Annotated in this window: 12 protein-coding genes; all 12 read right to left on the reverse strand. The window is 36.1% G+C overall.

Features of this window, described 5'->3' with window-relative positions:
* Positions 1-5 precede the first annotated feature (5 nt).
* The 12 genes from AC1EU5_RS07530 to AC1EU5_RS07585 all read right to left on the reverse strand — a co-directional run bounded on the left by AC1EU5_RS07530 (position 6) and on the right by AC1EU5_RS07585 (position 23,813).
* On the reverse strand, positions 6-5,939 hold the full coding sequence (locus tag AC1EU5_RS07530) for an endonuclease (protein WP_480191757.1): 5,934 nt from the start codon (positions 5,937-5,939) through the stop codon (positions 6-8).
* A gap of 244 nt (positions 5,940-6,183) precedes the next feature.
* Entirely contained in the window at positions 6,184-6,630 is a 447-nt protein-coding gene (locus AC1EU5_RS07535; RefSeq protein ID WP_480191758.1) for a thioredoxin family protein, read from the reverse strand.
* Between the two features lie 81 nt (positions 6,631-6,711).
* Positions 6,712-7,602: a glycoside hydrolase family 17 protein gene (locus AC1EU5_RS07540; protein ID WP_480191759.1), complete on the reverse strand. Its 891-nt coding sequence runs from the start codon at positions 7,600-7,602 to the stop codon at positions 6,712-6,714.
* A 19-nt stretch (positions 7,603-7,621) separates the two neighbouring features.
* A complete protein-coding gene (locus tag AC1EU5_RS07545; protein WP_480191760.1) occupies positions 7,622-9,040 on the reverse strand; it encodes an MFS transporter in 1,419 nt (472 codons plus the stop codon).
* 60 nt (positions 9,041-9,100) lie between these two features.
* A complete protein-coding gene (locus AC1EU5_RS07550) occupies positions 9,101-9,736 on the reverse strand; it encodes a hypothetical protein (protein WP_480191761.1) in 636 nt (211 codons plus the stop codon).
* 46 nt (positions 9,737-9,782) lie between these two features.
* Positions 9,783-11,213 carry an MFS transporter gene (locus AC1EU5_RS07555; protein WP_480191762.1) on the reverse strand — a complete coding sequence of 477 codons (1,431 nt, stop codon included), beginning with the start codon at positions 11,211-11,213 and terminating at the stop codon, positions 9,783-9,785.
* A gap of 35 nt (positions 11,214-11,248) precedes the next feature.
* Entirely contained in the window at positions 11,249-12,712 is a 1,464-nt protein-coding gene (locus tag AC1EU5_RS07560) for a glycoside hydrolase family 30 protein (protein ID WP_480191763.1), read from the reverse strand.
* Between the two features lie 72 nt (positions 12,713-12,784).
* Positions 12,785-14,089, reverse strand: a complete 1,305-nt coding sequence (locus AC1EU5_RS07565) for a glycosyl hydrolase family 17 protein (protein WP_480191764.1) — start codon at positions 14,087-14,089, stop codon at positions 12,785-12,787.
* A gap of 2 nt (positions 14,090-14,091) precedes the next feature.
* Positions 14,092-15,279, reverse strand: coding sequence for a glycoside hydrolase family 17 protein (locus AC1EU5_RS07570; RefSeq protein ID WP_480191765.1), 1,188 nt, complete (start codon positions 15,277-15,279; stop codon positions 14,092-14,094).
* Positions 15,280-15,418: 139 nt separating this feature from the next.
* Positions 15,419-17,131 carry a glycoside hydrolase family 3 protein gene (locus AC1EU5_RS07575; protein WP_480191766.1) on the reverse strand — a complete coding sequence of 571 codons (1,713 nt, stop codon included), beginning with the start codon at positions 17,129-17,131 and terminating at the stop codon, positions 15,419-15,421.
* Positions 17,132-17,175: 44 nt separating this feature from the next.
* Entirely contained in the window at positions 17,176-20,637 is a 3,462-nt protein-coding gene (locus tag AC1EU5_RS07580; RefSeq protein ID WP_480191767.1) for a hypothetical protein, read from the reverse strand.
* Positions 20,638-20,795: 158 nt separating this feature from the next.
* On the reverse strand, positions 20,796-23,813 hold the full coding sequence (locus AC1EU5_RS07585; protein ID WP_480191768.1) for an immunoglobulin-like domain-containing protein: 3,018 nt from the start codon (positions 23,811-23,813) through the stop codon (positions 20,796-20,798).
* Positions 23,814-23,830 lie beyond the last annotated feature (17 nt).

A 23,830-nucleotide genomic window follows, 5' to 3' on the forward strand; every position in this document is an offset into this window, starting at 1 on the left:
AAGCATTAGTATTTCACTAACACTCGTATTTTTTTAAGCTCATCGCCTACAAAAATCTTTAGGTAATATACACCATGTCCTAAATGACCTAAATTATAATTCAAGACAGTTTCTCCTTCTAATAATTGCTCTTGCGATTCAAAAACCTGATTTCCATATAAGCTAAAAATCTTAATTCTTGCATCAGTATCTTTATTAGTAGTCAAACGTACGTTCAAATTCTCTCTAAAAGGATTTGGATAAACACGAACTCGTGTAATAAACACCTCATCACTTAAGTCACAAGACCCTAATGAAGCTCCATATCTTAAATATCTTTGAACTGCCCATTCAGGCACACAAATCCTTCTACCATTAAAGCACATTTCTACTTTAGGTCTGTATGGATTATTACCACAGCTTACATCAATTACTTCTACCTCTATAGAAACCTCAGTTGAACAACCATTGCCATCCGTTATAGTTACAGTGTACGCTGTTGTTTCTTCAGGGCAAACTTCAATAGTTTCTGAAGTCTCACCTGTACTCCATTCATAACTATAAGGTGCTGTACCTCCTTCAACACTTAAGATTTCTAAAACTGTACATGATTCAGCGGTATAGCCTTTATATACTACTGTATTTTCAGAAGTGGAAACTGCTAACGCTTCTGGTTCTTCTATGGTAAATACTTCCGTTATACCATTTCCGATAGCATCCATAACAATAACAGTATAAGTACCTGCAGCTAAACTAGAAGCAGTAGCTGATGTCTGACCATCACTCCACTCATACGAATACGGGTGAATACCACCAGTTACAGAAACGGTAGCCGTGCCATCAGCATCTCCATTACATGTAACATTGGTAAACGATGTGTCTGCTAATTCTAATTGCTTTAACTGAAAACGTGCTGAAACCGGGAAATGGTCAGAAGTAGTCCTTGTATAATCATTGTCATAGAACTCATAGTGCACTCTTACTGTCTCATCAATATAATTATCATTTAATTCATTAGATACTGCAATATGATCGATCATATTTTCACGAGACACGAACGAACGGAATCCAGCATCGCTTAAAGCTTTTGAAACGATGTTATAACTGGTCATATCCATAACGTAATCATCGTAAGAAGTCAAGGTAGATGTAATATCAGCCACGGTTACATCAACATCATCATTATAGTCACCTAATAGAATGAAATTGGCATCAGGAAACTGAACATCTAAACTATCTTTCAACACTTCAACATCATATTTACGCATATCATATCTATTCTGAGGGTCAGAACTACTATTTGCTCTGGCATGCAAGGCTATAAAATTATATTCTTCGGTTTCACCACCAACAGTTACATCGGCAGTCATTAAAAATGGTAAACGTCCACTTGCATAGAAACGATCTGTCGTACTTGGATAATTCACCAAGGCTGAATCATCACCACCATTGTACAATGGATGAATAGATTCTAACAATACTTTGGTACTCGTTACATTTATAGTTGAAGTATTATAGATAAACCCAACTTTTTGCTTCACACCCGGATCATTTGGCCTAGATACAGCTGGGGAAAGTATGTAGTCATACCCTGGTAATTCGCTTACCAATTGTGCAAATAAGGCATCGTCAGCTATTTCTTGGACCGTATATACATCAGCATTTAGTCTTGTAATCACTGATTTTACACTGTCTTTTTGGATGGTATCAGACATAGGATCTCCTGCAGCAGGTGAATTTGCTTCATCACCAAACCACTCAATATTCCAAGTTACTACATCTAAGGTTTTGTCATTAGATATGTCAAATGATGGTGAAGGTGGTACATATGTACCTGCACAAGCAATATCTGCTGCTTGTCTAGGTAAAAGTTGATAGGTTTCAAAAAATCTACCCACTACTCCAATAACCTCACCACAGCTTTCTGGTTGACCCAAACCAACAATGGCACTTACATCATTGTCTATGCGCAGCTCTCCGTTTCCACTCGCGTCTGATAATACGTAATTCGCGTTTCCAAATAAGATATCTCCCGGAGTTGGGAATGCTGGATCAACAATACGTACCAATTCAGCAGGATGATTTGCCAATTCACTTAAAGTAATTGTTAATGGCTCAATGCTTTGATTAGGCAAACCATTATTTTCAACTACTGTAACCGAACCTATTTGAATTTGATCATTAAAAGCACTTCGCGTACCTGATACCGTAATTGAGTCACCAATCATAAAGTTACCATCACCATGTACCTGTTCATCAAAAATAGCAATACCTCCTGTGCTATCTTGAATATATGCTGAACCAGAAAATTGATCAGAAACAGTCAAGACTCCGCTTACTGTAACCACTTCACCATTAGCTGTATTTCTCGCTTCCAAAATTGTAATTGGAGCTGGTGGAGGTACAATTGCCCCATTTTCCGTACCTGGAGAAGGTACTAATTGGCTATACGTACTTGTATTTCTAAGTCCACCTGCTCCATTAGGAATTCTTTGATTTGAATGGCCATCCTTGTCTCCTGCTCCTCCTTCATTAACCTGTGCCTCTCCGGCATTTAACAATACCAATAAACCAGTATCATCGCCATCATTGGTATCATACACCAAGGCGTCTAATAAATTAGTAGTAGTAACCGGTGTACTATTTGGAAAACTTGTAGCATCATCTTGATACAAAGCTACTGCATCTGCACCATTCTGAATACCATTGGTAGTAAACTCAACTAAATCTACATTCGGTACTGTTGCACTACCAATCACAAAATAACCCTCAGCATTCGTACTCTGACCATCTAAATCTATAGCATCATAACTAGAATCATTACTACCATTATATAGAACTACTACCAAGCCATCTAAAGAAGTATTACCAGCACCTCCATCATATAATTCTATAAACTCTGTTGCATCTGTACCTGTCTGATCTGCATCAACTTCATTAATCACCACTTCTGCAGGACCTGCAACTGTATAACTTCCTATTGGAAATGGTGTAGGTGAACTAGCATTGGTGGTTTGACCATCAAAAACATTAATACCACTAAAACTCCATGAACCTAATACAAAAGTACTACCATCTGGACCTGTATTCTCATTTCTATATGCCCAGCCATCTAAATGATCCCATGGCTGACCTGAACCATCTACATTAATATCTCCAAAAATATCTACTACAACGCCTCCTTGAAATAATTCTACTGCATCATCTCCATTAATAGCCATAGCTCCTGATGTATAATTTGGTGCAAAACCAAAAAAGGAAGTAAAATTTGGTATTTCTGTAGCCACATAAATAAAACTTCCTGCCGTGGCAGCTTCCGCCGGAAAGGTAAATTCCTCTCCATCAGTACCACCACCATTGTTTGCTGAGCCTAAACCATAAACACTCAAATCAGTAATATCTTCTGTAACATATAACTCTACTCCTTTTGGAGTACCTCCCGTTAAGGGGCCATCAAAAACACCTGTAATGATTAAAGCACTTCCTGAACCGCTTCCAGTTAGTGTGGTAACATCTACTACTAAACTTGCCTCAGAAGCGTTACCCGCATCGTCAAGTGCTACTACTGTAAAAGTATAATCAGTATTAGGCGTAAGTCCAGTTAATGTAATTGTGGTATCTGAGGTTGTTCCTACCTGAGTAGTGCCATTAAAAATCTGATACTCAGTAACACCTACATTATCTGTTGAAGCCTCCCAGTTTAATGTTACCCCAGTATCTGTAATATCAGAAGCTATCACATTTATCGGTATAGAAGGAGCTTCAGTATCTACAATACCTGCCACATTTTCCGCACCTGGTGTAGGTGCAAGCTGACTATACGTACTTGTATTTCTAAGTCCACCTGCTCCATTAGGAATTCTTTGATTTGAATGGCCATCCTTGTCTCCTGCTCCTCCTTCATTAACCTGTGCCTCTCCGGCATTTAACAATACCAATAAACCAGTATCATCGCCATCATTGGTATCATACACCAAGGCGTCTAATAAATTAGTAGTAGTAACCGGTGTACTATTTGGAAAACTTGTAGCATCATCTTGATACAAAGCTACTGCATCTGCACCATTCTGAATACCATTGGTAGTAAACTCAACTAAATCTACATTCGGTACTGTTGCACTACCAATCACAAAATAACCCTCAGCATTCGTACTCTGACCATCTAAATCTATAGCATCATAACTAGAATCATTACTACCATTATATAGAACTACTACCAAGCCATCTAAAGAAGTATTACCAGCACCTCCATCATATAATTCTATAAACTCTGTTGCATCTGTACCTGTCTGATCTGCATCAACTTCATTAATCACCACTTCTGCAGGACCTGCAACTGTATAACTTCCTATTGGAAATGGTGTAGGTGAACTAGCATTGGTGGTTTGACCATCAAAAACATTAATACCACTAAAACTCCATGAACCTAATACAAAAGTACTACCATCTGGACCTGTATTCTCATTTCTATATGCCCAGCCATCTAAATGATCCCATGGCTGACCTGAACCATCTACATTAATATCTCCAAAAATATCTACTACAACGCCTCCTTGAAATAATTCTACTGCATCATCTCCATTAATAGCCATAGCTCCTGATGTATAATTTGGTGCAAAACCAAAAAAGGAAGTAAAATTTGGTATTTCTGTAGCCACATAAATAAAACTTCCTGCCGTGGCAGCTTCCGCCGGAAAGGTAAATTCCTCTCCATCAGTACCACCACCATTGTTTGCTGAGCCTAAACCATAAACACTCAAATCAGTAATATCTTCTGTAACATATAACTCTACTCCTTTTGGAGTACCTCCCGTTAAGGGGCCATCAAAAACACCTGTAATGATTAAAGCATTATCAGTTACTGGTGGAGTGATATTTTCTAATGTTGTTATACTTGCAGAATTACTATCTGCTGAGCTATTACTAGCAGCATCTAGAGCTCTTACGGTAAACGTATATGTAGTATTTGGCACTAACTCTGTTACCGTATAAGTTGTGGCAGAAGTTGAGGTTACTAAATTAGTTCCTTCAAAAATTTGATACGCAATAACACCTACATTATCTGTTGAAGCCTCCCAGGTTAACGTAGTTTCTGTTTGTGTTGTATTTGAAGCGACCAAATTTGCAGGTACTGTTGGCGCTTCATTATCTGCGGTTCCATTGTTAAATCTATCTTCAGCTTGTGGCCCTCCCCAGATTGAGGTAGCAAAAGCAGGATTATCAATAAACGGATTTCTATTACCTTGAATGCCTTCTAATAAAACATTTCTGTTAATTTCATATTGCGAAACGGGGTCTTCAGCATTCCATTCTAAAAAGATATCTGGCATTTCCGGGCTAAAAGTTGTTGCGCCAGTACCAACTACATTTGGTAAACACCTATCGCCATAGCGTAAATACATATACATCATCATTCGTGCTACATCACCTTTCCACTCATCACCAGGATAGAAAGTACTGCCGCCCAATGCTCTTGCATTACCGTCAGCATCGGCATAGGCAAAATTATTACGCGTAGAGTTAAATTGAACATCTGATGCACGCAAATGATGTACATCAGAACCAGGACCTGAACTTTCTAAATTCGGATTCCCCAAAGAACGTGGGTAGGTATGCTCACGATTCCAATCGCCAACATTTCCTCCATTCATGTCTTTATTACGTGTTCTATCATTAATAATACTTGCATCAGTATCATCATAACCATAAATCAATAAAACATTATTTGGGTTTGTAGGGTCTAAATCGGTTTGCTTTAAAGCATCCCAAACACCTGGTGTATAACCTACATCAACGGTATTAGAACTAATTAAAGTTGTTAAATTGGTTTTTAATTGCTCACCTGTTTGGGTGATGTCAGTTCCAGTATAGTACGACGGAACTTGACTAAAGCCAAACGAGAAAAAAAGAATAAAAAAGGAGCACCAAAGCCCTTTCAAAAAAGCGTAGTTTTGTTTCATTTAGTTTAATTTATTTCGTTAAGAAGGAAAGCTAGAATACAATATATCACTAAAAATCAATGATATATAGAAAATTCCATTTCATAGCTTCATTTGAATTAATCGCCTATAAAGTTAAACTTTTTTTCTATGCTTTTAAAATGTTGTTAAAATAAAGAAGTTGTTATGGATTTCCATAAAAAACCTTAATGTTCCATAACTTTCATAACAAACGAGGTTTCTATGTTATTTGTTAGAGTCCTGCTTATTGTTCCTCAGTAAAGTAATTTAACAGCTCAATATACTTATAAGGTTCTACGGGTTTATAACCGGTAGTTCCCAGCAGCTCACCCTGTTCATTTAAAACGGCGACTAATGGAAAAACACGATCACGATTATAGGTGTCTGCTAATTTCTTGTTTTTCTCTTGTTGTTCTTTAGATAATAAATTTTCTCGCCTTTTAGGGAAGTCTGCTTTTAATAAAACATAGTTTTCTTTAGCATAGGCCACGAACTCAGAATTCGTCCACATTTCTTTTTGTAAACGTTTGCAAAGTCCGTTCCAATCAGAACCTTGAAATACTAAAATAATAGGTTGGTTTTTCTGTTGTGCGGTCTTTTTTGCTTCTTCAAAATCAGTCAACCATTCTTGAGCTTGAATGGTAAAACTTATGCATAGCAAGAAGCAACATAAAAATATAGTCCTTTTCATGTTGAGTTAGAGTTTAAGTACTAATTATAACGAAAAATACAATCGTTTTAGTACTTAAACACTAACCCTAAAACTATACTTTTAACTATATTTTAACTGTTCGTCTTTATCCCAAATTCCCCAATATGCTCCTACATCACCTTCAGCGCCTACTTTCCAAGACTCATCAAATGAAGAGAAATAGAAAATTTCTATATTTTCTTCTTCAGACCATTTTTGGGTATTGATAAAATACTTCATGGCATTTTCATACGAAGGAAAAGCTCCATGTAGATTTGTACCTTGACTTGGCCAACCAGTTTCAGAAATAATTACCTTTTTGCCGTTGCTCACTCTTTGCACCATATTGTACATATTCTTCATATACAACAAAGAATAATCTTGATCACAACCTTCCCAAAACGGGTAACAATTAGCTAAAATCACATCACAAGCTTCTGTAATTCTAGGGTGATCTGAAAACTCATAATAGGCATCAACATAGCCTACCGGCACATCATTAATTGCTTCTTTAGCACGGTAAATAAAACCTAGTAATTCTTCTTCATTTAAATCACCTCTATATAACACCTCATTACCAACAGCGGCTATATCAACATAACCTTGGTTACATAAATCAATTAGGCTTTGAAGCTCCTGCTCATTTTTATCCGCTTCATTACCTAACCAGGCACCTACCATTGTTTTAATACCATATTCTTTAGCTATTTTGGGAATCATTTCATTACCTTCAATACATGAAAATGAACGAATCCATTTGGTATAAGGCTGGATGATTTCCATACGTCTACGTATCTGAGCTTCTGTAAGCTGATCTCCTGGATCCTGCCCTTCTACATAAGCACTAAAACCCAAACCGTGCATACCATTTTCTAACACTTCTTTAAACAGACTTTTTAATTCATCTGTTGTTTTACCTGCATAGTCTATTGACGCTAAAGCCAAAAACTTTTCACCTCTAAATGATGACATACTATTCTTTTTTTAATTATTAAATTTTATCTTTTCTACTATCTAATACTTGCCTAATTTCATTTGCACGCTCTTCGGTAACATCATAATTCCTCATTACATACATAGCTATTAATGTACCTACCATAGGGAAGAAACAAAAGAAAGCATGCAACCCGTCAACTGCAGACTGTTGATCTGTAGTTGCCAAGTCTGGATTAAACCCTACTATAGCAATAATAACTCCACTCAGTGCCCCAGCTATAGCGAATCCTACTTTCACCATCCACCAATAAATAGCGCCAAAAATTCCTTCTCGTCGTTTCCCTGAGTTCAACTCATCAATATCAATAACATCAGCTGTCATTGACATCATTATAGTAAACAAACTTCCTATTCCAAAAGAAAATAATGGTAAGGCTAAGATATACATCCAAGGCTTACCCGGGATAAATAAAAAATATAGCATAATGTAACCTATAACAGAAATACCTTGCGCTAACAAAAATGCTTTTTTCTTTCCAAAAACCTTAGACATCCAAGTTACAACAGGAATAACGATAAACGTTGTTCCCAGTGCACCTAAACATCCAAACAAAGCTACCCAAATTCCACTAGCATCCGGATCACCATTAAAAAGTTTATAAACAATCACAAAAAAAGTGAGTGCTGCAACCGTATTAAATGCATTATAGATTAAAAAAGTAGCTGCGCATAATTTTCTAAACTCTCTGATCTTAAATGCCTCAGTAAAACTCTTAAAAATATTTTTTAAACTATTACCAATGTTTGCCATATTCAATGGCGCATAATCTTTATGAAGTGTTGATTCACTTTTAATAAACAATGCTGGCACGATGGCACAAATCGCACATGGAATTGCAACCCATATGGCAAGCTCTCTAGCAGCTACATCAGCCGACGGAAACCAATCTGGATCATACATAATAACCCAAAACCAAGGCGCAATAACCCACGCCCATTGGCCAATCCATTGGGCAACTGCCATAATATTTGTACGTTCATGAAAATCATCACTCATCTCATAGCCCATGGCAACATAGGGTACACTAAAAATTGTGAGTCCCAAATAAAATACAATAGACCACAAGAAGAAATACCAGAAATTATATTGTAGCGAATTCTCCTTAAAAAGTTGCCACATAAAAACATAAGCTACTCCCATGAGCAATCCTCCAATCAGAACGTATTGTCTCCTCCTTCCCCATTTGGATTTAGTATTATCTGAAATATAACCCATAATGGGATCTGTAATGGCATCAAATATTCTTGGGAAAAAGTATATAAGAGACCACATCCAACCTGGAAATCCTAAATCTTGTACTAAAACAACCATAAATATACCAAGAATGGCCGGAAACATTTGATTGGCCAACATACCTACTCCAAAAGCAACTTTTTGGCCAAACGGAACTCTATCCTTATATACTGTATGCATTATGACATATTAGTGTATTAAATTTAACGTCTTAACAGGTTTATTTTTAAGTGCTATAAATTAGAAAACTCCTCTACAGTTTTTTCTGGTGTAAATTTTAAGGCGATCTACTTCTTTAGCTCCGGAAGGCATCTCTTCAAGTTTTAACCCTGGATAATCATCAGCTTCTTTCCATTTTTCAATAGTGGTGCTAAAAAATGATGATGCTTCCTTATTTGTTTCATAAATGATCAAATCATATGCTTCACCCTTATCTCCTCCGAAACGAGTAACAACCTGCCACTCACCATCTCGTTTATAAGAAGTATTTGTATGATCAGATTGCGGATAATATCTATCATCAGTAGGTCTAATGATTACCCAAATATCTTTATCATGAGATTCTGGATATACACCCATGGTTAAAATACGACAGTCTACAGAATCTTTATCTATTGGTGATACAACTTTTATCGTATTTATAGGTCCATCTATCTTTAATCTCTTTCCTATTGAAACTTGTTCAGCCTGACTATTATAGTTCACTAAATCTGACGAATAGCTACCATAAATCACCATTAAAACACCAATGATTCCTAAAGGCACACTAAGTTTGGTGCTAAGAAAACTATTACCTGAACTTCCTTTTTTACCGCCAAGTAATGCTATTACTATAACTAAAAGTCCTATTGTTAGGATTATTATTTTTGTTGACATCTTACTATTTTTTTACTTCTATAATCTAATAAACAATTGCAAAAAACTACAATACACCTCTTCTTTCTTCGAGTTGAGCTTTAATATCTTTCGCTCTTTCTTCAGATAGACTGTATTTCCACATTACCCAAATAGCTAAACCTGCTGTTAAAACTGGAATAACTATATCGGCTATTCTTAATTTTGTAAGAGTCTCAGCGCTTTGCGTAGCAGCATTACCATCAAAGCCTATCATTTTTAATACTAAACCACCTAAAACCAGTGCCAATCCTTGCCCAAGTTTTACAACCCACCAATATAATGCTCCAAAAGTACCCTCTTTTCTAGGCATTCCATTCTCTAATTCATCTAAATCACAAACATCTGCAGTCATACTCATCATCAAGGTGAATAGACTTCCCAAACCAAATGACATTAACGGTATTGGAACAAAAGATAACCAAACATTATCAGGAGTAAAAGCCCACCATTTCATAGCATAGCCTACAATTGATAGGGCTGTAGAAATTAGAAAAGCATTCTTTTTTCCCCACTTTGTAGCCATCCATGATACTATAGGAATTACTAAAAATGCCGAAACCAATGCCCCAACTGAACTAAACCATGCTGGCCAAGTAGCTGTAGCTTCATAGCTACCATTAAAAATGTAAAAAACGAAAATAAAGAAACTAAAAGACGCTACAATTTGGTACCCATTAAATACTAAAAAAGTAGCACCACATAATTTCATAAAAGGTTTATTTTTTACAGCTTCTCCTATACTTTTAAACAAATCTTTCAAGTTGCTAAATATAGTCTTAAAGGTTAATTTTTTTCTATCTCCCATATGAGATGCATCTATACCTCTACAAAATATAGCCGGTAATAAACCAAGTAGTAAACAAGCTACCCCTACATAAATTGCCATAGTTCGTACCCCTTCAGCTTGATTGCTAAAAATATCTGGGTCAGCAATAATTACCCAAAACCAGGGTACAATTACCCAAGCAATGAGACCTACAGTTTGTGAAAATGCCATTAAACGTGTCCGCTCATTGTAGTCAGAGGTCATTTCATAACCTAAACCTACCAGTGGAGTAGCAAACATGGTGTTTCCGATAAGGAAAACCATAGACATAATTAAAAAGTACCAGAAGTTATAGGTTGAAGAGTTGGTTTCGTCTAATTGCCAGAGAAGAACGAATGTAATAGCACTTAGTATACCTCCTACAAAAATATAAGGTCTTCTCCTACCCCATTTTGAACTTGTATTATCTGAAACAAATCCCATAATTGGGTCGGTAATTGCATCAAAAAATCGAGGCAATCCACCTAAAAGACCTGCTAAAAACGGATCCATTCCAAAAGCAGTTAATAAGAAGAACATAAAGAAACCTAAGGCTCCTGGATATAGGTTCAAAACCAAATGCCCTGCTCCGAAAGCAGCTTTCTGCCCCAATGGGACTCTATCTTTTGCCGCCGTAACTTGTTGTGACATATTTTTCTATTTAAGTTAGTTAATTGTTTGTTAGTTTATGCGCCAGCAGGAATCACAATAGTTTGTAATGCCTTAGCGCTTATTTGTATATCAACTGCTCTTTTCTCTAAAGACAATTTTACATCTTTAGCTTCAGAACCTTGATTTAATAACACCACAGCAATAGAGCCATCAGGGTTTTTTGCTGCTGTTATTAAGAGCGAATCGTCCGAATTTTCAAATCCTATACGGGTAGCATCGGGACGTATATATTTACTAAAATGACTTAACGTATAATACAAAGGTGTAAAATACACTTCATCCTTTTCGGGATCTACAATAACAGGAGCCACACACCAGTTCTTGAACCAATTAGGGCCTCCTTTAGTATCTAACACCATATTCCAATCAATCCAACCGTCAACCCAATTATTTAAACAACCAATAATATCTCTGGCATATCTATAAACCGGCACATATTTAGGATGCATAGGTTTGTCTTTTTCCGGTGCCCAATCCCACCCCCAGTCAGTTGCCTCTTTTGACCAATACCAAGCATCATCTTGCCATTTAGGCACCTCTGCATCTACACAAGCTTCAGACTGAATTAAATGTTTATTCGGCGCCTTTTTATGTGCATACTGTAATTCTTCAGGGAATACTTCAAAAGTACTGGCATACCAATGAATGGCAGTACCATCAAAATACTTAGATGTTTCCTCATTTTTATATTGAGAATCTATCCACTCTTTTAAATGCTCTCTGTTTTGGTCATAACCTAAAATCTTCACATTTGACTTTCCATCTGCTTCCAATTTTGGGCCTAAGTGATTTTGAACAAAATTGGTCATCTCATCAGGAGTATAGTGCATACTCTCCCAATTATTACCATTTCCTAAAGGTTCATTTTCAATTGTAACTCCCCAAATATCAATTCCTTCAGCTTTATAGGCATCAATATACTTTGAGAAAAACAACGCCCAGGTGTCATAATATTCAGGTAACAATTTTCCTCCTACCCATTTCTTATTGTCTTTCATCCATGGCGGGGCTGTCCATGGTGATGATAATATCTTAAACCCGTCTTTTGAAGCGGCCATGGCTTCTTTAATAAAGGGGATGATATCATCCTTATCCTCTTCTATAGAGAAGTCCTTTAATTCTTTATCTTCAGTGGGGGTATATGAGTATTGACTTAAAGAGAAATCACAAGAGTTTATATGCGTACGCGTTAATGAATATTTAGCGCCTTCCGGCCCAAAGTAAGCATCAATTACTTTTTTACGATTGACCGCTCCTAACTTGTTTAACAGATACGCTGAAGATTCTGTAAATGATCCTCCAAAACCGGTAATCTTCTGAAATTCATCATTTGGCAATAACTTTACTTCAACGGCATTTTCAACATTAGTAAATTCACTAATTTTAGTTAATTTATTGCCTGAAGCTGAAGTTTCATAAACTTCAACGATTAATTTATCATCCGTTTCTGTACGACAAGCATGCAGTATTAGGGTCATAATAAGTATTAAGTATATTGTATTTGTTTTCATTTTGTTTGGTTTAAGCTAGTGTTTAGGCAACCACATTTCTTAATGCGGTGACAATTGCTCTTGCTTTACTGGTGGTACTAACACATCTTTCATTAAAGCTTCTTTATCTCCATTATATGTTTTGGTTATAGAATTTCCATTTCTGGTCAATCCTTCAAAAGTTCCTTTATCTACTTCATCCCATAGTACATACTTCGCCTTTCCGTCTACCGTGAATAGCCCGAAGTGCTTTTCAGAATCTCCTGGGTTGTCACCTCCTTTCCAGGGCTCATTAAACGCTTCAAAGTAAAAACACGATAGCCCTTCTTTATTCGTCCAATCTCTCATATGTTTGTAATAGAGTGCCTCTTTATACTCATCTGTTGCTTTAGAACCAGTAGTGCCATAATGCCCACCTGAAAAACTTGCCCAACCCGTTTCGCCTATGTGAATGGGTTTGTCAACTCCTAGACTTTCCATGTATTTCTTTACATTTTCATATTGCATCATAGCATACTTCTTTGATCTCAACATAGAAATATCAATTTTTTCCGCATCCGTTTTTCCTTCTAACCCCTCAGGATCTAACCAGAATTCAGGCTGATAATGTGTGTCATGCATTGGATACGTATGCATTGAAATAAAGTCTACTGCTTTAATCAAACTGTTCAAATCTTCAACGTGGTATTCATCTCCACCACCTCCCCAGGAAGCAAAATTATCTGAGCTAGTAATCCACAAGTCTTTAGGAAGTTTTCCTTCTTTCTTCAAATCTTGTAAGTGATTTACCCATTTCAAAATAATCCATGGTTCAACATAATAACTAGCTGCCCATTTTACCATGGCTTCGTTACCTACAGCAATTACTTTTACAATATCTGGATATTGGTTTGCCAATGCTACGGCTCTAGCTATTTCAGCAGGATTTTCTTCATTTTCTTCATTATGAACAGGTTCGCCTTTTTCCGGATTAAATGCATTTTTACAATCAACCCATGCTCCTAACATTACATACATCTCAAAATTAGGATCTTCTTTTTTCATCTCGCTAATAACTTTTACCAAATTAGCAGCCTGAGGTTTAAGCAGTTTATACGTACGAAGCATTTTTATACCCAGAGCAGACAAAATTTTCATATCTTCTTTAAGCTCATCTAATGTAGGCTCGATACTATGATCTGCATGTCGATAACCACCATAAGACATTGCCAAATACTCAGGATTTCCTAAAATATCCTTCGCTGAAACTTCTTTTGTTGAATCTTCTTCTTTCACTTCATTCTTTTTAACTTCGCCACAAGACGATAAGAAACCGATTAAAAAAATCAGCCCGCAAATTCTAACGATTGTCAAATAATTTTTCATAATTAATAATTTGAAGTAATTTCTTGTTTTCTAGGGGGAGCATGAACATCTAATAGTAAATCTTCTTCTTTACCATTATATGTTTTTGTAATTGCCCTAGCATCTCTGGTTAGACCTTTAAAAATACCTTTATCAACTAAATCCCAAATAGCATATTTAGCCTGACCTTTTAGGTTAATCAATCCAAAATGGTTTTCAGAACCCAACGGATTGTTTGCGTCTTTCCATTGTTCATCAAAGGCTTCAAAATAGAAGCATGAAATCTTTTCTTTTCTACTCCATTCTCTTATAAGTTGGTAATACTTTCCTGACTTATACTCATCTGCAGCTTTTGAACCATCAGCTCCATAATGCTGATTTGAAACAGTTGCCCATCCCGTTTCCCCAATATGTATAGGCTTGTTTACTCCTAAGCTTTTCATGTAGTTAGAAACGCTATCATAATGGTCTACCGCAAATTCTAATGCCCGCTGCATTCCCGATTCAATTTTTTCTAAATCTGACCATTCATATTCATTTTCAGGTACTACCCAAAAAGCAGGGTTGTAGTGGGAGTTGTGCATTGGGTAGGTATGCATTGATATATAGTCTACTGCTTTAATAAGGTTATTTAAATCCTCATTATGATAAACAGGATCGCCACCACCCCAAGATGAAAAGTCATCAGAGCTCGTTATCCACAAATCTTTGGGAAGCTTACCTTCTTCTTTTAAATTCTGTAAATGATTTACCCATTTTAAAATAACCCATGGTTGCACATAATAACTGGTAGCCCATTTTACCATAGCTTCGTTACCTACAGCTATTATTTTTACTATATCAGGATATTGATTCGCTAAAGCTACTGCTCTGGCTATTTCTCCTTCATTTTGATCACTTTCTACGTTATGGTCGGGTTCTAAACCTGTCCAGGCATTCTTACAGTCAATCCAAGCACCAAGCATGACATACATTTCAAAGCTTGGGTCTTCTTTCTTTAACTCGTTGATTGCTTTTAATAGATTAGAGGCATGTGGGAGTTTTTCTTGAACATTATAGGTTCTTAAAATTTTAATGCCCATTGCTGAAAGAATCTTCATATCTTCTTTCAATTCAGCAATAGTGGGTTGAACTTCCCTAGTATTTTCTCTGTAGCCACCATATGAAATGGCTAGATAATCAGTATTCCCTAAAATATCTTTAGCAGTCACTTATTGTTTTGTTTTAGTTTATTTTTTTCTTTTTCGATTTTTGTTTCTTTATATCAGTAGTTTCCTATAAAAACCACTACAACACTAATTAATTTAAGTAGTCCCGTTGGCTATCGGGATTATCTGTTTTTATTTTATGTCATTCATATTGTAATCCATATCCATAAGGAAATAAAGGCGTTAGGCTATCGTCCCAAAAATTGGGACCATATTTATCTTTATAATCTCCCAGTGATTTTGGCCACGAGTGTGGTAATTTTCCTTTAAAATTATAATCTCCAAACAGAACTTCCGCAATACCGTCACCCTCAGAACCGGGTAGCCATGCTGCTATAAAAGCATCAGATTCTTCTATTTGATCTGTAACAACAAGTGGTCTTCCTGAAATCAGAATGGTCACTACTTTCACTCCTTTATTGGTATAATTTTCAATATATTTTTGATGTTCTTTGGTTAACTCTAAGGTCAGATTGTTTGATTCATGACCAATATCTCCAAAAAATTCAGCGTAAGGCTTCTCTCCTATCACTAAAATTGCTGCATCTACGTTTGTATGATTTCCAGTAGCATCCTTATCATAAATAACTTCACCATCTGCCATTTTTTGTATACCCTCTAAAATAGTGGTTGCGTCTTTATAATTTTCAGTAGTACCTTGCCAGTTGATGGTCCATCCTCCAGATTGTAAACCTGAACTATTAGCATGCTCACCAACCACTACAATTTTGGAATTTTTTGACAAGGGTAGCACATTGTTTTCATTTTTAAGTAGCACCAAAGATTCTCTAACTGCTTGTTTTGCAACTTCTCTATGCCTTTGATCTCCTATTTTTTCAATTAACTCGGCATTTGGAAAAGGATTCTCAAACAGCCCTAACCTGAACTTTTGCCTTAATATCCTTCTAACAGCATCGTCGATTCTTTCTAGAGAAACTTCACCACTATCTACTGCTTTTTTAAGGCCTTTCTGGAAATCATCCAAATCACCATCAACCGCCATCACTACATCAATACCGGCATTTATAATATCATTCTCACCAAACCTTGAATAAGCTTTCCAATCAGACACCATAATGCCATCAAAACCAATAGACTCTTTCAGAATATCTGTAATCATTTCCTTATGCGCATGCATTGGTTTTTCACCAAGCGTATTAAAAGAGGCCATAATAGAACCAACATCATTCTCTACAGCAACTCTATATGGTGATAATAAACGCCTCCTAATTTGTTCGATACTGAGCGATGTTCTTCCTCCTTCAATACCATAATCAGTTGCACCATCTCCTACAAAATGCTTTGCTGTTGCCATCACTGTATGTGTATCAGAGAGATTGCCTTGGTGACCAATAATAGAAGATTTGGTTAGGGTTTCAGTCAATTCAGTATTTTCAGAAAATGCCTCATATACTCTACCCCATCTTTCATTATAAGGAATAGCAACACAGGGTGAGAATACCCAGTTAAATCCTGTTGCTTGTGTTTCTAACGCAGTTACTGAAGCCACTTGTTCAACTAACTTTGCATTTCTGGTAGCACCTAAACCTATGTTATGAGGAAAAATAGTAGCTCCTTCATAGGTGTTTTGACCGTGAACTGCATCTACTGCAAAAAGTAACGGAATCTCTAATCTGGTAGAAAGCGCTTTCTTTTGTAAGCGTATAAATTTTGCCTGCCATTCAGCAGCGTCTTTGCCAGGAAGTGGTCCTTGTGTATGAATAACAGACCCTATAAACTTAGTAGCAATGTCTTCTTCGGTAATATCGTCAAAATGACGCACCTGAGACATCTGACCAATTTTTTCATCTAAGGTCATTGAAGCCAATATAGTGTCTATTTTCTGTTCTATCATACGTGTGTTTTAATTACGCACTCTTATTAGTTCCTATTTTACAGTTACTTCAGTCGCTTATCTTTGCTTAAAAGCACTTCAATTAAGGAAACCTTTCCTGTTCTTTTAAATATTTCAGAACTTGTTTCTTTATCTAACGTTAGTGAATCAAGCGTAACTATATTTCCATTTTCGCGGGATATTTTTACACCATCTTTATCACTTAACTTATAAATTATAGGTATTTGACAATGTGTAAAAGCTAGTTCGTCTTTAGAAACCTTTAATTCTTTTTTAGTTCCATTGATATCAATATAAGAGAAGAAACTTTCAGTATTCAAAAACTCATTCTTACGTAATAAACATGGATTAAACTGCAAGCATCCGTCTTTTACAAAAACTCCTAATTCGCCAATTCTTGATAAAATATCTTCTTTTACCTGACCAGTCATACCGGGTTGTTGTGCTCCTTTTCCTGCTGGAGTATGAGAATAAGGATCTGTTGGAAAGGCACCATATAGAGTTGGTGATTTATGAACACCAATACCCTCATTAATTTCATAAAAATGCTCTAACAACCTGCCAACTAATTCATCACTTTCATTTTCTTCTATAGCTTTCAAACAGCATTCTTGAACCGCTAATAAAAGCTTTGAAACCATGTGCCAGTATATAGAACCAAGACCTTCATAGCCAAAAAATGTTCCTGATCTACCTGTGAATGCTTTATGGTTGAATACTTCTTCAAATATACCTAATACTAATTGCCTTTCTGAATTTGCCAGATCGGCATACTTAGTATCCGTAAGTGCATCCAAAGCATTTTGAAGACTCTCTGCGTTGTTGAAACCTCCATTAAAATGGAAATTATTCTTAATATCTTTTACAATAATTGATGCATTACCATCTTTTAATAATTGTTGAAGTAAGGATGACTTCGATACCAGGTTCTCTGGAATATTATTCTTTTCAGTGAATTTTGGTAATTCTTTATTTGGGTACAGCAGATAGCTGTATTGGTCTGGCCTAAAAAGCTTACTAACTTTCATAGCGTCTAATAACTCTAACACTTCTTGAGCTGATAGATAACCTGAACTTAAGGCAGCCACCTGACCTTCTAACATTTCACTTAAATACGAAACTGAAACTTCAGTCTCACTTTCAACAGTCATTAAATTATAAGCATGATACAAATTATCACTTCTCTTATTTGCGTTTATTGAGTGCTCAAGAAAATCTAAACTTGTTGTTGTAAAATGCTTTAATTCTTTCAACGTAATTTTTTCTTTACGTCCAGAAAAAGCATCATTATAAATTTTCTCACGATAGTCGCTACCGGCCTGTCCAAGGGCATCTAACACCTGCTTACGTTGCTGATCATTAATACTCCCTGATATTAGATAGTGATTTTTATCAAAGGCGTTGGCTACAGCTTTAAAAAAGTCAACCAGTTCTTTTGAAATAGCAACTGAGTCAACAGAAGCATCGTCAAAAACTCCTCTAAAGAAATGCAAGAAGCGACGTAAGTAATACAATGTAACCATTGATACACCATTACCTACTAATGCATTGTTGGCATCATTCCATTCTGGTCTTTGGGTGTTTAGCCATATACCCGCTTCAGGAATGAAATTTGACAGCTTGGCCAGAACTGTTGCTAAAATTTTCTCTACAAAATTCACTTTATGGATGAACATATTTTCATCTCTAAGCAAAGCTCCATCTGCTCCCAATTCAATACGCTTTTGGCGTATAACATTGTCAGATTCATAATCAAAATCAATCGTGTCTTTTGGATCTTTTAAAGTTTCTTTATAAGTCTTAATCTTATAAGGTACATTAGCATATACAAAAAGGTCTTTGTTAAAATATCCTACCAATCTGCTCGGGTAATGGTCTTGAATAAATTCTAAGAATTTCAACAAGTAAATAATCTGATGATCACCCCAGTAACCTATATATGACCAAGGATCATGTTCTTCAATTACTTCCCAGTCAAAACCACCCTTGGTAACTCTGTAAGGGTTATATCCATCAAAAGTAGTAGCATTTAAAAATTTGAAGATCATGGCCTCAATATACTCGGGGTACGCATGTGCCAAGGCTTCCCAATTTTGAAAAATATCTCTCCAGTTACCTTCGTAGTCTAAAATTTTAGAGCCATCAATTTCATTTCTGGTATTAATAGAAAACTTATTCCAAGGTCTACTTGGGTCACCATGCCTTCTACTGAACTTCAATGGCATATATTCTAAGGCAAGTCTTCTAAAATTCTTATCGTCACTTTCATAGGCTAGCTTTCTAATGTCACTTAACGAAAAAACATCAGGTAACTCGGCTAGTAATTGCTCGTGTTTTCTATATACTTTTTTATTAGCTTTTGACAGATAAGCATCAAAATCCCATTTTTCTATTTGGTATCCATCATCAAAAATACCACCTCGCATAATATTGAAAAGCACATTTGAGTAATGCCTGGTATTTCGTTGCATGTCAGAAGTCAACTGCAAGCCATCAGAAGCAGCAGTCAACTCAGTTAGTTTTTCAGTTCCTTTAGCAATGTTTTGATTAATTTTAGAACGAATGTCAGGATCATTTTTTATACGTTCAGAAGCTTGAGCAATGTCATTGGTACTTTGATTTACATTTGCTATAAGCATCCATTCTTTGTCAGATTCAGCTTTAAGCTCTATTTCAGATGAAACAAAATACGCTCCTTTTTCAGCTTTTACATCTTGCTCTTGTTCTATAAAATCTTCGTTTCTAAAACTATCTAGTTGTAATGACGACAGTAAATATTTAGGATTTTCTAATCCTAAAGACCAAACGGTGTTTGCTTTCAAAGCCTCGCTAGGCTCTGCTCTGTCAACTATAATAGCACTCAATGCAAAAATACCAAGACCAACTTCTGGAATCAATTCGCTGCGCTTATAGGCATCTACCAGATTACTACGTATGCCTTGTATATCAGCACCAACTCCATATGGCATAATATTTTGAATACCATCCAATAATTTTACATTGACTGAAGCAGTGTTATGATTTATCAATTTACTCTTACGTATAAAACCAAACTTATTACTTGAATTCCATTGGTATTGGTAAGTCAAATTCAAATCATGATTTACTTCTTCAAAGAGGATCTTATTCCCAAAAGTATTTTTATACAAATTCCTTGATATAGCATATTTGCCTGTGTATCGATCTGAAAAAGGTTCCCAAATACTATCATTCACGATGAAAATAGATTTGCTACCAGTAGTTTCATAAGATTCTGTAATCTTATCATCTGTATAGTAAGGAAATAAGGCATTATCAGCATCTTTTCTGCCAGCGGTTACCCCACCATTGCTTGAAATGAACATCCAATGATTTGAATCACTCACAATGCTCATAAAAAATGGTCGCATTGCGTCTACATTTGATATTTTGTAAAAGCCTTCATTTTCTATTTGAACATAGTTGAGTTCTACTTTCTTATCACTATTTACTTTAGCATCATGCATTAATGTACTTTCACTAACCATTGCAGGAATTCTATTTTAAAAAATTGGTTGTTAATTCTTTTTGAGTTTAAAAAGGCCGAGTATTTATATCTCGACCTTTTTGACTAACTACTAATTCAAATATAATTTTATTAATCTCTTATTATAATATGTAATATTAATTTGATTTAGAATTACATCTAATTTACTTTTTCGATATCATCTACATAATATGTTTCATCAGAATCTGTAAATGTACCGTCTGAATCAGCTGGGTTATCAGGTTTAATAACAAGTAAATCAAAAAGATTTAATACCCCTTGTGCATTATCTGGAATATTAAATGTAAACTCTATTTCTGTCCATTCATTAGCATTGGTAACAGTAGCGAATTGAGCAGCTGGATTACCAACAGCCGGAGTAGGTTGTTGAGTTATAATCAATTCAGCTCGAATTGTCACATTTGCTTTAGAAGAATACACTTTCATTCGATAGGTTTGGGTATTATTAGTAACCAAGAGGTTTTGTGGGAAAACATTTTGAACTCCTGCCCAGCGGTTTGCACCTGTACCTTTATCAATTCTAAGCGCATAGTCTGAAGCGTTTCCTGTCATATTAGGATTTGCAGCATTAGTTACACTAATTGAACCTTCATTAGTAAATGTCCCTAAGAAAGATTCACATCCTTCAAATGTAACTGGTAATGTAGTTGCATCTACAAGTTCAGCGGTACATCCACCACTACCGGTTCCACCAGAAGTGTCACAAGTTGCATTAAAAGGTACTGAAAGCAAGTCTGCTCCTGGTCCTCCAAATTGCCAATTCCCAGCATTAGAAACTTTACTCCATAAGAAATATAATTGTGCATTTTCCGGAGCTCCTTCAGGATAGATAAATTCTGCAGCCCAAACGCCATCACCTACATCTTCAGGTGCTAATGAAATTCCTGGCACTGGGTTAAAATCTCCAGCAGGTAATACAAGTAAATCAACTGGATCATCATTAGCAGAAACAATTTCAATTCTCATTGTAGTTTCATTAACATTAAATATAGATACATTAACTGCTGAGGCAGTTTCTGCCGGAATGTTAAGATGCGTAACTTCGGTATTACAATAAGGTGATTCTGCACCACCACTGGCGGCATTCACATTCACAGTTCTTGTAACTTGTGCTGCTGGATTTCCTGCGGCATCGCTTACATTATAGGTAATAACATAAGTACCTTCAGTATTAGTATCAACTGTATCACCACCTACAGCAATACTTCCTGAAATATCACCATCAACATCATCAGATGCTGTTGCTCCTGGATCGGTAAAGCTATCTCCAACTGTAAGATTTACAACAGCATCTCCATTCAATGTAATTACAGGCGCAACTGTATCACCTCCTGAACCACCATCATCAAGTACTAAGGACACATTATCAATCACTACTGTACCTACTTCTGCTGCCATATCAAATAGTACTCTACTATTAGCCAAACCAAAGTCAGTGGCTGTAAGGTTTAATGTAAATGTTTGTGTATCTGTTGTTAAATTAATTACTTCGGTTACGTTACTAAAAGGAGCTTCGTTTAATCCTATACCGGCAAGAATGGTTCGTGCACGATCGGATGAAGCATCAAATGATAATATATAGCTCGAACCTTGAACAATCTCAACAACTTGACTCAGATTTACCTGGAAAGGCTCATTTGGTACCGCAGTTTCAACATTAGCTAGATTAAAGCTGTTACCACCTTCTGTAACCACATTAACTGCATTTCCAATCCAAGCTTCTGCTCCATTTTCAAAATCACCATTGGTTAATAAACCATCATCAAAGGTATTTCCAGGATCATCACCTTCTAGCGTAAGATCATCTAAATAATAGGTTCCTCCATTTGTGATAGCACTATCAGACTGATCATTATCAGGTTTTATTACCAATTGATTATATGCCATTGGTCCAGCGGGTAAGCCCGTAAATGTAAATTCTACTTCTACCCATTCATTTGCCGTTGGAATTGTTACAAATACTGGAGCTGGATTCCCTATACTTCCGTCATTAGGGTTTGCTAATAACTCAAATCTAAAAACAACATCTGCTTTTGTAGAAAATACTTTTAACTTAAATGTATCTGTAGTAGAAAGATCAAAATTCTGGGCAAATGTATTTTGAATACCCGCAAAGAAATCTGAATCGGTAGGTTTATCAACCTTTAGTACAAAGTCAGAGGTATTTATACCTGTTTTAGATGGATTTGCGGCTAACTCTGAAGTCAAACCTGCTCCAAAATTACTATCTGAAGGGAAGGTAGCACATCCTTCAAAATCTAATGGAAGTGATGTAGCTGCAACTGGCACATCATTACACCCGTTTGTAGCTACTACTTCAACAAATGTTACATCATCAACATAAAAAGTATTCGTTACGCCTCCAATAGCAAAACCAACAAATAAATCAAGTGTTTGATATTGTCCGTCTGGCGCAAAAGGTTGTCCATTTTCCGGATCTCCGTCAATAAAGCTTTTTACTCCATCTGTAGCAAAATTAAAATCTATTTGTTCCCAACCTGTTCCTCCATGTGCAGCCTTCACTTCTACATCACGTGCTCCATTAAGACCACCAGAAAATTTAACTAAGATATCTGTAGCAACAGTGGAATATAGTTTTAATTGAATTGTATTATTAGCTCCGCTAAAGTCTACACCAGCACCTAAAGGTACTTTAATACCTTGAAAATCTGCTCCAGTTGGTACAATTTCACCAACATTTGAGGCTACATCATTTGCACCTGACACTTCTGGATTTGCAATTACTTGGAATTGCGTATCAAATCCTTCAATTGAACCATAGTTTACACCTGCATCATCAAATGTAATAGGAATATTAACAGGCAACGGTATGTCTATAACTATAGTATCTTCAAAAGTAGCTGAAGCTCCTGCGACATTCTCTGCAGTTAAGGTTACAGTATATGTTCCTGATCCATAAACTTTTGTAGGATTAATTTCATTAGAAGTTGTGTCATCGCCAAAATCCCAAGTATAGCTATCAGCATTTTCTGATAAGTTTATAAAGGATACCACGCCAGTATCTTCATTAATAGTCTGAGCAAAACTCGCCACTACTTCAGGTAAATTGGCATCGTCATCATCTTCACAGCCAAAAAAGGATACAGCAACAATAAGTAGCCATAGTATTCTAGTTCTTTTGATCAATTCTTTCATGATTATTCTTATTAGTT

This window comes from Maritimimonas sp. 2405UD52-3 (genome assembly GCF_056591715.1).

Bases quoted from the DNA above. Each gene is read 5' to 3' on its own strand.
- AC1EU5_RS07530 (WP_480191757.1), bottom strand. From the start codon at position 5,939: ATGAAACAAAACTACGCTTTTTTGAAAGGGCTTTGGTGCTCCTTTTTT.
- AC1EU5_RS07535 (WP_480191758.1), bottom strand. From the start codon at position 6,630: ATGAAAAGGACTATATTTTTATGTTGCTTCTTGCTATGCATAAGTTTT.
- AC1EU5_RS07540 (WP_480191759.1), bottom strand. From the start codon at position 7,602: ATGTCATCATTTAGAGGTGAAAAGTTTTTGGCTTTAGCGTCAATAGAC.
- AC1EU5_RS07545 (WP_480191760.1), bottom strand. From the start codon at position 9,040: ATGCATACAGTATATAAGGATAGAGTTCCGTTTGGCCAAAAAGTTGCT.
- AC1EU5_RS07550 (WP_480191761.1), bottom strand. From the start codon at position 9,736: ATGTCAACAAAAATAATAATCCTAACAATAGGACTTTTAGTTATAGTA.
- AC1EU5_RS07555 (WP_480191762.1), bottom strand. From the start codon at position 11,213: ATGTCACAACAAGTTACGGCGGCAAAAGATAGAGTCCCATTGGGGCAG.
- AC1EU5_RS07560 (WP_480191763.1), bottom strand. From the start codon at position 12,712: ATGACCCTAATACTGCATGCTTGTCGTACAGAAACGGATGATAAATTA.
- AC1EU5_RS07565 (WP_480191764.1), bottom strand. From the start codon at position 14,089: ATGAAAAATTATTTGACAATCGTTAGAATTTGCGGGCTGATTTTTTTA.
- AC1EU5_RS07575 (WP_480191766.1), bottom strand. From the start codon at position 17,131: ATGATAGAACAGAAAATAGACACTATATTGGCTTCAATGACCTTAGAT.
- AC1EU5_RS07580 (WP_480191767.1), bottom strand. From the start codon at position 20,637: ATGGTTAGTGAAAGTACATTAATGCATGATGCTAAAGTAAATAGTGAT.
- AC1EU5_RS07585 (WP_480191768.1), bottom strand. From the start codon at position 23,813: ATGAAAGAATTGATCAAAAGAACTAGAATACTATGGCTACTTATTGTT.